We start from the raw sequence: 6740 nt of genomic DNA, 5'->3' as shown, positions 1-6740 counted from the left end.
CCGGGAAGGTGTGCCGGGGCGCGGCGTCCGGTGCGGTGCATCGCAAGGCGGAGGGCCGCGGCTCGTACTGGACGTACTTGCGCGGTCCGACAACGCGGCGAGGTGCCGTGCTTGGGGGCACCTCCGTGGGGGTCCCCCCGGACGGAGTCCGGGGGAGGTAGCCGGGGGAGCGTCGCGACCCGGTGAACCTTTCCGGCCACAGCACTAGCCGCGCCGCAGTGCCCGTACGTCCGTACGCCGGAAGGGGTCCGCACGATCACTCGTGCGGACCCCTTCCGGTAGGCCCCATTGACATGGCCATGGGCGGATCGTGAGCCTGTCGTCCCAACGCTTTCGTGGCAGACGACGCCCAGGGGGGCACATGAGGCACCGCGCGAGACTGATCCTCGCCGCAAGCGCACTCGTCTTCGGAACCACACTTGCCGCACTACCCGCCGCGGCCCAGGCCCAGCCCGGCTCCGGAACCGGCTCCGCACCCGGCGCCGACGAGGTGCGGGTCTACGACGCCGACATCGACCGGGAGCAGGTCCCGCTCGTCCTCGCCGCCGGCCAGGACGCCCACGAATTCACCGAGCGCGTCCCGGAGACGGGCACGGCCAAGGTCGAGCTCTTCCTCACCGGCGGGCAGGCCAAGGAGCTGGCCGCCCGGGGCGTCAAGCTCGCCGAACGCAAGGTCGCCGCCGAGGGCCTGGCCCGGGCGAAGGCCGCCGGCGACGGGGTGTTCCGCCCGTACAGCGGCAAGGGCGGCCTCCAGGAGGAGATCCTCGCCACCGCCCAGGCCAACCCGGCTCTCACCAAGGTCGTCTCCATCGGCAAGACCCTCCAGGGCAAGGACATCCTGGCCCTCAAGGTCAGCAAGAACGCCAAGAAGACCAAGGACGGCGACAAACCCTCCGTGCTCTACATGTCCAACCAGCACGCCCGTGAGTGGATCACCCCCGAGATGACCCGGCGGCTGATGCACCACACCCTCGACAACTACGGCAAGGACCCCCGGATCACCCGGCTGGTCGACTCCACCGAGCTGTGGTTCCTGCTCTCCGCCAACCCGGACGGGTACGACTACACGCACGCGCCCGACGGCGAGCGGTTGTGGCGCAAGAACCTGCGCGACAACAACGGCGACGGCAAGATCACCCCCGGCGACGGGGTCGACCTCAACCGGAACTTCGCCTTCAAGTGGGGCTACGACAACGAGGGCTCCTCGCCGAACCAGGCCAGTGAGACCTACCGCGGCCCCAAGGCAGCCTCCGAGCCCGAGACCGTCGCCCTCGACGCCTTCGAGAAGCGCATCGGCTTCGAGTACGCCGTCAACTACCACTCCGCCGCCGAGCTGCTGCTCTACGGCGTGGGCTGGCAGGTGGCCACCCCCACCCCCGACGACGTCGCCTACAAGGCGCTCGCCGGCACCCCGGAGAACCCCGCCGTCCCCGGCTACTACCCGCAGGTCTCCTCCGAGCTCTACACCACCAACGGCGAGGCCGACGGCCACGCCTCCAACGTCAACGGCGTCATGATGTTCACGCCGGAGATGACCACCTGCCAGACGGCCTCCGCGATCGACCCGAACGACCGGTGGAAGCCCGAGGACTGCGCCTCCGGCTTCAACTTCCCGGACGACGAGAAGCTGATCCAGGCGGAGTTCGCCAAGAACGTCCCCTTCGCCCTCACGGTCGGCGAGAGCGCCGCGCACCCGGACCGGCCGGCGTCCGCCGTGGGCCTGAGCGCCGCGGACTTCACCCTGGACCCCTTCACCACCTCCTACGCGGCACGCGGCGAGGACCAGACGGTCTCCGTCACGGCACGCAAGGCGCTGAAGGACAAGGAGCTCAACTTCCGGATCAACGGCGGCCGCACGCACGACGAGGAGCTCAAGGCCTGGAAGGGCGGCGAGGTCTACGGCGGCGACGACAACAACTGGTTCGACGAATACCGGGCCAAGGTGGACGGCGCGAAGCCCGGCGACAAGGTCGAGGCCTGGTTCACCGGCCGCGACCGCTCCGGCAAGCAGGTCTCCAGCGAGCACTTCACCTACACCGTGGCCGAACGGCCGCGCGCGGACGTGCTGGTGATCGCCGAGGAGGGCGCCAAGGCCCAGCACGCCCAGGCCTACGTCGACGCCCTGCGCGCCAACGGGAAGTCCGCGGCGGTCTGGGACACGGCGACGCAGGGCGTCCCGCACCACCTCGGCGTCCTCTCCCACTTCCGTACGGCCGTCCACTACACCGGGGCCAAGACCCCCGGCGGCGAGACGCAGCTGGCCGTACGGGACTTCCTGAACGAGGGCGGCAAGCTGATCGAGGCCGGTGAGCTGGCGGGCGGCAACGCCCAGGTCGGCCGGGCCGTGACCGACGACTTCAGCCAGTACTGGCTCGGCGCGTACGGCCGTACCAGTGTCAGCGGCGCCACCGGGTTCACCGGCGCCGGAGCCCTGACCGGGGCCAAGGGGGGCCTCGGCGACGCCGCGGGCAACCCGCTCAATGCTCCCGGTTCCTACACGGTGACCTCCGAGACCCTGGCCCCCGCGCAGTTCCCGCAGTTCAGGAGCGCGCAGGCGGGCCAGTTCGCCGGGGTCGTGAACCCGTACGCCCCCTACGCCGGCACCGGGATGGCCTCGGCCCTCCACACCGACGACGACTGGAAGCGGCTCACCCGCACCCTCGACCTCACCCAGGTCAAGGCCACGGACAAGCCGCAGCTCAAGTTCGCCCTCAACTGGAACACCGAGCAGGGCTACGACCACGCCGCCCTGGAGGCCCGTACGGCCGGCGGGGACGACTGGACGACCCTGCCGGACGCGGGCGGCCTGAGCAGCACGACCGTTCCGGAGGAGTGCGGGGCAGGCTTCTTCGTCAACGGCCACCCCTTCCTGCGCCGCTACCTCACCCTGGAGGGCGGCGGCTGCGCCCCGAAGGGCACCAGCGGGGCGTGGAACAGCTTCACCGGCTCCTCCGGCGGCTGGAAGCAGGTCTCCTTCGACCTGAGCGCCTACGCCGGCAAGCAGGTCGAGGTCTCGCTCGCCTACATCACCGACCCGGGCTCCGGCGGCCGCGGGGTCTTCGCGGACGAGGCGCGCCTGTCCGTCGGCGGCGCCGACCAGGCCGTGGAGGGCTTCGAGACCTCCCTCGGGGTCTGGACCGCCCAGGGCGCACCTGCCGGAAGCCCTGATGTTCCGGGCGATTGGTCCCGGTCGGGCGAGCTGTTCAAGTCCTACGCGGCCGTCACCACGCGTGACACCGTCCTCCTCGGCTTCGGCCTGGAACACCTGCCGGCCCCGGCGGACCGTGCCCTACTCGTCGGTAAGGCGCTGCGCACCCTGAACCGCTGACCAGCGGCTCGCTCGCCGCTCACCCTGAGTAACAGAGCAGAAAGGCCCCGGGGTCCCGCATCGGCGCGTCCGGTACGGGGCTCCGGGGTGTGTCAGGCCCCGGTCGATGTCACTCAGAAGCTCACGGAGAGGTAGGGTCATAAGCGGTCGGGGACATCCCATACAGCTCGCCGGCGCACTTACCGGCGCACCAACGAGGAGATCGGTTCGTGACGATCCGCGTAGGCATCAACGGTTTTGGCCGAATTGGCCGCAACTATTTCCGGGCGCTCCTGGAGCAGGGAGCGGACATCGAGATCGTCGGTGTCAACGACCTGACTGACAACGCCACCCTGGTGCACCTGCTCAAGTACGACACGATCCTGGGCCGCCTCAAGCACGAGGTCTCCCACACCGCCGACACCATCACGGTCGGCGGCAACACCTTCAAGACCTTCGCCGAGCGCGACCCCGCGAATCTGCCCTGGGGCGAGCTGGGTGCCGACATCGTCATCGAGTCGACCGGCATCTTCACGAAGAAGGCCGACGCCGCCAAGCACATCGCGGCCGGCGCGAAGAAGGTCCTCATCTCGGCTCCGGCCAAGGACGAGGACATCACGATCGTGATGGGTGTCAACCAGGACAAGTACGAGGCGGCCAACCACCACGTCATCTCCAACGCCTCCTGCACCACCAACTGCGTGGCGCCGATGGCCAAGGTCCTCGACGAGAACTTCGGCATCGTCAAGGGCATGATGACGACGGTCCACGCCTACACGAACGACCAGCGCATCCTGGACTTCCCGCACTCGGACCTGCGCCGCGCCCGCGCCGCCGCCGAGAACATCATCCCGACCTCCACCGGTGCCGCCAAGGCCACCGCGCTGGTCCTTCCGCAGCTGAAGGGCAAGCTGGACGGCATCGCCATGCGCGTCCCGGTCCCGACCGGCTCGGTCACCGACCTGGTCATCGAGCTCTCCCGCGAGACCACCGTGGAAGAGATCAACGCGGCCTTCCAGAAGGCCGCTGAGGGTCAGCTGAAGGGCATCCTCGACTACACCGAGGACGCGATCGTCTCTTCCGACATCGTGAACTGGCCCGCGTCCTGCACCTTCGACTCCTCCCTGACCATGGTTCAGGAGGGTACCCAGGTCAAGGTCGTCGGCTGGTACGACAACGAGTGGGGCTACTCCAACCGTCTCGTGGACCTCACGGTCTTCGTCGGTGGCCAGCTCTAAGGTCGCCCCGGTTCCAAGGCAAGGCACCACGATGTGAGCACAGGGTCCGGCAGCGCGACGAAGCGCCGCACGGGCCCTGTTGCTTGCCTCGTTCTCCCTTCCTCGCCCTTCGAGTGAAGGGCTCACAAGGAGTAGAAACACATGAAGACGATCGACGAACTGCTCGCCGAAGGCGTCAAGGGCAAGCGGGTCTTCGTCCGCGCGGACCTCAACGTCCCGCTGGCCGAGGGCACCATCACCGACGACGGCCGCATCCGCGCCGTCCAGCCCACGATCGCGAAGCTCGCCGAAGCCGGCGCCCGCGTCATCGTGGCCTCGCACCTGGGCCGCCCCAAGGGCGCCCCGGAACCGGCCTTCTCCCTCGCCCCGGCCGCCAAGCGGCTCGGCGAACTGCTCGGCGCGGACGTCGCGTTCGCCACCGACACCGTCGGGGACTCCGCCAAGGAGACCGTCGCCGCCCTCACCGACGGCCAGGTGGCCGTCATCGAGAACCTGCGCTTCAACGCCGGTGAGACCGCCAAGGACGACGCCGAGCGCGGCGCCTTCGCGGACCGGCTCGCGGAGCTCGCCGACGTCTACGTCGGCGACGGCTTCGGCGCCGTCCACCGCAAGCACGCCTCGGTCTTCGACCTCCCCGCGCGCCTCCCGCACGCGGCCGGCTACCTCATCGCCACCGAGGTCGGCGTCCTGAAGAAGCTGACCGACGAGGTCAAGCGCCCGTACGTGGTGGTCCTCGGCGGCGCCAAGGTCTCCGACAAGCTCGCCGTCATCGACCAGCTCCTGGGCAAGGCCGACCGCATCCTCATCGGCGGCGGCATGGCCTACACCTTCCTCAAGGCCCTCGGCCACGAGGTCGGCATCTCCCTCCTCCAGGAGGACCAGATCCCGAAGGTCAAGGAGTACATGCAGCGCGCGAAGGACACCGGCGTCGAGCTGGTGCTCCCGGTCGACGTGCTGGTCTCCAAGGACTTCCCCGACCTCAAGGGCAAGACCCCGGCCGACTTCGAGACCGTCGACGCCGACGGGATCCCGAAGGAGAAGGAAGGCCTGGACATCGGCCCCAAGACGCGTGAGCTGTACGCGACGAAGATCGCCGATGCCGAGACCGTCTTCTGGAACGGTCCCGTGGGCGTCTTCGAGCACCCCGACTACGCCGGTGGCACCACCGCCATCGCGCAGGCCCTCGTCGACAGCAACGCCTTCACCGTCGTCGGTGGCGGCGACTCGGCCGCCGCCGTGCGTACGCTCGGCTTCGACGAGAACGCTTTCGGCCACATTTCCACCGGTGGCGGCGCCTCCCTCGAATACCTCGAGGGCAAGACGCTCCCCGGCCTCGCCGCCCTGGAGGGCTGACCCGTAATGACTGCTGTCGAAAACGGCCGCACCCCGCTGATGGCGGGCAACTGGAAGATGAACCTCAACCACCTCGAGGCCATCGCCCACGTCCAGAAGCTCGCCTTCGCGCTCAACGACAAGGACTACGACGCCGTCGAGGTCGCGGTCCTGCCGCCCTTCGTCGACCTGCGCTCGGTCCAGACCCTGGTCGACGGCGACAAGCTGAAGATCAAGTACGGTGCCCAGGACATCTCGGCGCACGACTCCGGTGCCTACACCGGCGAGATCTCCGGCCCGATGCTGTCGAAGCTGAAGTGCACGTTCGTGGCCGTCGGCCACAGCGAGCGCCGCCAGTACCACGGCGAGAACGACGAGCTCTGCAACGCCAAGGTCAAGGCCGCCTTCAAGCACGGGATCACCCCGATCCTCTGCGTCGGCGAGGGCCTGGACATCCGCAAGGCAGGACAGCAGGTCCCGTACACGCTGGCCCAGCTCGACGGCGGCCTCAAGGACATCCCGGCCGAGCAGGTCGAGTCCATCGTGATCGCGTACGAGCCCGTGTGGGCCATCGGGACCGGCGAGGTCGCCACCCCCGAGGACGCCCAGGAGGTCTGCGGGGCGATCCGCGGCCGCCTCGCGGAGCTGTACTCGCAGGAGCTGGCCGACAAGGTCCGCATCCAGTACGGCGGCTCGGTGAAGTCCGGGAACATCGCGGCGATCATGGCCCAGCCCGACGTCGACGGCGCCCTGATCGGCGGCGCGGCGCTGGACGCGGACGAGTTCGTGAAGATCGTCCGCTTCCGCGACCAGTAGGCACCACGGTGAGTATGCGGTAGGGCGGATCCGTCGTACCCTTGCGG

The 6740-nt window shown here is 69.2% G+C and carries 4 protein-coding genes; all 4 read left to right on the top strand.

What is annotated here, in order from left to right; genetic code table 11:
• Nucleotides 1-361: 361 nt before the first annotated feature.
• The 4 genes from J7E94_RS31875 to tpiA all read left to right on the top strand — a co-directional run bounded on the left by J7E94_RS31875 (nucleotide 362) and on the right by tpiA (nucleotide 6693).
• The gene (locus J7E94_RS31875; protein WP_215020305.1) at nucleotides 362-3328 is read left to right on the top strand and encodes a M14 family metallopeptidase; all 2967 of its coding nucleotides are present in this window, start codon (nucleotides 362-364) and stop codon (nucleotides 3326-3328) included.
• A 209-nt stretch (nucleotides 3329-3537) separates the two neighbouring features.
• Nucleotides 3538-4545: a type I glyceraldehyde-3-phosphate dehydrogenase gene (gene gap, locus J7E94_RS31870; protein WP_215020304.1), complete on the top strand. Its 1008-nt coding sequence runs from the start codon at nucleotides 3538-3540 to the stop codon at nucleotides 4543-4545.
• 141 nt (nucleotides 4546-4686) lie between these two features.
• Nucleotides 4687-5898: a phosphoglycerate kinase gene (pgk, locus tag J7E94_RS31865; RefSeq protein WP_215020303.1), complete on the top strand. Its 1212-nt coding sequence runs from the start codon at nucleotides 4687-4689 to the stop codon at nucleotides 5896-5898.
• Between the two features lie 6 nt (nucleotides 5899-5904).
• Nucleotides 5905-6693: a triose-phosphate isomerase gene (tpiA, locus tag J7E94_RS31860; protein WP_215020302.1), complete on the top strand. Its 789-nt coding sequence runs from the start codon at nucleotides 5905-5907 to the stop codon at nucleotides 6691-6693.
• Nucleotides 6694-6740 lie beyond the last annotated feature (47 nt).

The organism is Streptomyces sp. ISL-94, from assembly GCF_018614075.1.
GTDB lineage: Bacteria > Actinomycetota > Actinomycetes > Streptomycetales > Streptomycetaceae > Streptomyces.
Note: the sequence above shows the minus strand (reverse complement) of the source record. Positions and strands in the feature narration are given on the sequence as shown.

Excerpts from the sequence above, each read along its gene's own strand:
- J7E94_RS31875 (WP_215020305.1), top strand. The coding sequence starts at position 362 with ATGAGGCACCGCGCGAGACTGATCCTCGCCGCAAGCGCACTCGTCTTC.
- pgk (WP_215020303.1), top strand. The coding sequence starts at position 4,687 with ATGAAGACGATCGACGAACTGCTCGCCGAAGGCGTCAAGGGCAAGCGG.
- tpiA (WP_215020302.1), top strand. The coding sequence starts at position 5,905 with ATGACTGCTGTCGAAAACGGCCGCACCCCGCTGATGGCGGGCAACTGG.